The 2,854-nt window shown below is 29.8% G+C and carries 2 protein-coding genes, 2 tRNA genes and 1 rRNA gene; all 5 read right to left on the bottom strand.

The window, feature by feature from the left end; genetic code table 11:
* Nucleotides 1-408: 408 nt before the first annotated feature.
* Nucleotides 409-1,554, bottom strand: a complete 1,146-nt coding sequence (locus B3Z56_RS13825; RefSeq protein WP_346876376.1) for an alanine--glyoxylate aminotransferase family protein — start codon at nt 1,552-1,554, stop codon at nt 409-411.
* Nucleotides 1,555-1,631: 77 nt separating this feature from the next.
* On the bottom strand, nt 1,632-2,381 hold the full coding sequence (gene surE / locus B3Z56_RS13820) for a 5'/3'-nucleotidase SurE (protein WP_346876377.1): 750 nt from the start codon (nt 2,379-2,381) through the stop codon (nt 1,632-1,634).
* Between the two features lie 188 nt (nt 2,382-2,569).
* Nucleotides 2,570-2,645 (bottom strand) — tRNA-Ala (locus tag B3Z56_RS13815).
* Between the two features lie 5 nt (nt 2,646-2,650).
* Nucleotides 2,651-2,727 (bottom strand) — tRNA-Ile (locus B3Z56_RS13810).
* A 5-nt stretch (nt 2,728-2,732) separates the two neighbouring features.
* Nucleotides 2,733-2,850 (bottom strand): 5S ribosomal RNA (gene rrf / locus B3Z56_RS13805).
* Nucleotides 2,851-2,854 lie beyond the last annotated feature (4 nt).

Genomic DNA, 2,854 nt, shown 5'->3' with positions numbered 1-2,854 from the left:
TTACTATTCTACTAGATAATCTCTTATCTGTCAACAAATTTTTAAGAAGTTTTTTCTTAAGTTTTTGTTGTTTCTTGCCGCGTCTCTCAGCGACAAGATTTATCTTACCATACTTGTTATATCAAATATAATATTAGTTTTTTATAATTATAGTTTATTTAAATATATCTTCATATTTCTTGAATTTACTTTTATTTTCTTATACTGATACACATGGTATAGTATACTAAAGTAAAAATAACTTATACTAATATTTAGCCTCTATATACGAAATATACCACATTAAAATCAATAAATATTCGTTATGTTAACTAGTTACTAATCTTCTTAATATTCCATTGAAAATATCCTTTTTATAATAATATAAGGCCAATTAACTATTTTCATAATTAATTGGCCTCTCTTACATTATAATATAATATACTTATTAAATTCTTCTATGATATTAACTTTTGATTTATATCCTAATTCATTTAAAGATTTATCTAACGTATTTAAAACAAATAAAATTTTATCTATCCTACTGTTTTCTCCCATATGACCAATTCTAATAACTTTATTCTCAAGATAATCAAAAGAACCTGAAATTAGTAAATTATAATTATCTCTCATATAATTAATTAACTTGTTTGCTTCTATTCCTGTAGGCGTTTCTACTACTGTAACTGTAGATGAAAAGCCGCTATCTAAATATAACTTTAACCCATAGCTAGTTAATGCATTTCTAGTAGCTACAGCAATATTTTTATGTCTATTGTGTACATTCTCTATTCCTTCTTCAAGTATATTATCTATAGCAACTCTAAGCCCATATATGTCACTTATTGGCATAGTATATGGAAACCACTTTTTATCATAATATCCCTTCCATATAGTTAAGTTACAATAAAATCCTACAATCGGAGTATTTCTTATTCTCATAACTTTATCCGCATCATCACTAACGGTAACAATAGTTAATCCTGGTGGAGCTGAAAAAGCTTTTTGAGAACCACCTAATGCAATATCTATATCCCACTCATCTACATTTATAGGTTCTCCTCCCATGGCTGCAACACTATCTACAACTGTTAATATTCCATATTCCTTAAGCATTGGACAAATTTTACTTATATCATTAAGTACTCCTGATGGTGTATCGCAATGAACAACAGTTGCATATTTAAAATTACTATCTTTATCAAGGAATTCTCTTAAATGTTCCACATCTACTTCTCTTTTTCTATCAACAGAATACAACACAGGTATTCCTCCATATATTTTCACAAAATCAGCAAAGCCTTCACCAAATACCCCATTATCAATAATTAGTACTCTATCTCCTACTTCTGTAAGTGATGCACAAGCAGCTTCCAATCCTAATATACCTTCACCACTTAATATAAACACATCCTTTTCAGTATTTAGTATTTCCCTAATTCTATTGCAAGTTTCTCTATAAAAATCATAAAAATCTTTATCTAAATCTGGATTAGTAGTTTCAATAGCCCTAGCCAATCTAACATTTTCTCTTACATTAGTAGGTCCTGGTGTAAATACATATGGTTTATTCATCATTTCATCCCCTATTCATATCTTTAATATTACTAATTAATCACAATATTTAAAATAAAAATTTTGTTATATCAAATTTATTTTTCTAAAATATTTTCCACTTTTGTTATTAAGTTAAAATTAGTTAAGTCATAATGTAGTGGTGTAACTGTTATATATCCTTCTTTAATCATGTCTACATCAGTATTATCTTGCATTGCATCATCCGGCGCACCAGTTATTTTATATACTACATTATCATCACTTTTCTCTACTTCAACATATACATTATTATAATTTCTTTCACCTATTTTACATACCTTTAATCCCTTTAATTTATCTTTACTTATGGATGGAATGTTTACATTTAGTACTGTGTTTCCAATTTTCTCACTTCTAATTTTATTTAATATTTTTTCTGCATAATCTGCAGCTATTTCATAACTTTCTTCATTACCATCACAAGATAATGCAATTGCTGGGGTACTATTTAATGCTCCTTCAACGGCTGCAGACACAGTCCCTGAATATATTACATCGGTGCCTAAATTAAATCCATCATTTATTCCTGATACTACTATATCTATTTTTTCACTAGCAATAGTAGTTATTGCAATTTTTGTACAATCAACAGGTGTACCACTTACACTAAAACATGGAGCATCTATACCTTCTATTTTTTCTTTTCTTACAATAAGAGGATTCATTAATGTTATGGAATGACTGCTAGCACTTTTTTGACTATCAGGTGCTACTACCAATATATTGTGTGAATTTTGAAGTCTCTGTGCAATAATCTGTATACCTTTTGCCGTAATTCCATCATCATTGGTTATTAATATATTCATAATTATATAAAATAGAGAAATTTATATTCTCTATTTTCCCTCCCTTCATTTATCTAAAATCTTATTAAGTAATTAATTCACCCAAAAAGAAATACTATCTACTTTTTTATTTTAACATACTAATGAGAAAGTTTATCTTAAAATATTATAAAAACATATAAAAAAAGACACTGCATATACAGTGTCTTTGGTGGAGATAAAGGGATTCGAACCCTTGACCCCCTGCGTGCAAGGCAGGTGCTCTCCCAACTGAGCTATACCCCCAAATATGGTGGACCTTCAGGGACTCGAACCCCGGACCTACCGGTTATGAGCCGGTTGCTCTAACCAACTGAGCTAAAGATCCATATTACTTGGCAACAACCTACCCTCCCACACAGCTTCCCATGCAGTACTATCGGCCCCTAGATGCTTAACCTTCGTGTTCGGTATGGATACGGGTGTATCCATCTAAGGCATAATTACCAAATTTA

Origin of the sequence: Clostridium sp. UBA7791 (assembly GCF_002480755.1) — a bacterium.
Lineage (GTDB): Bacteria > Bacillota > Clostridia > Clostridiales > Clostridiaceae > Clostridium_J > Clostridium_J sulfidigenes.
Note: the sequence above shows the minus strand (reverse complement) of the source record. Positions and strands in the feature narration are given on the sequence as shown.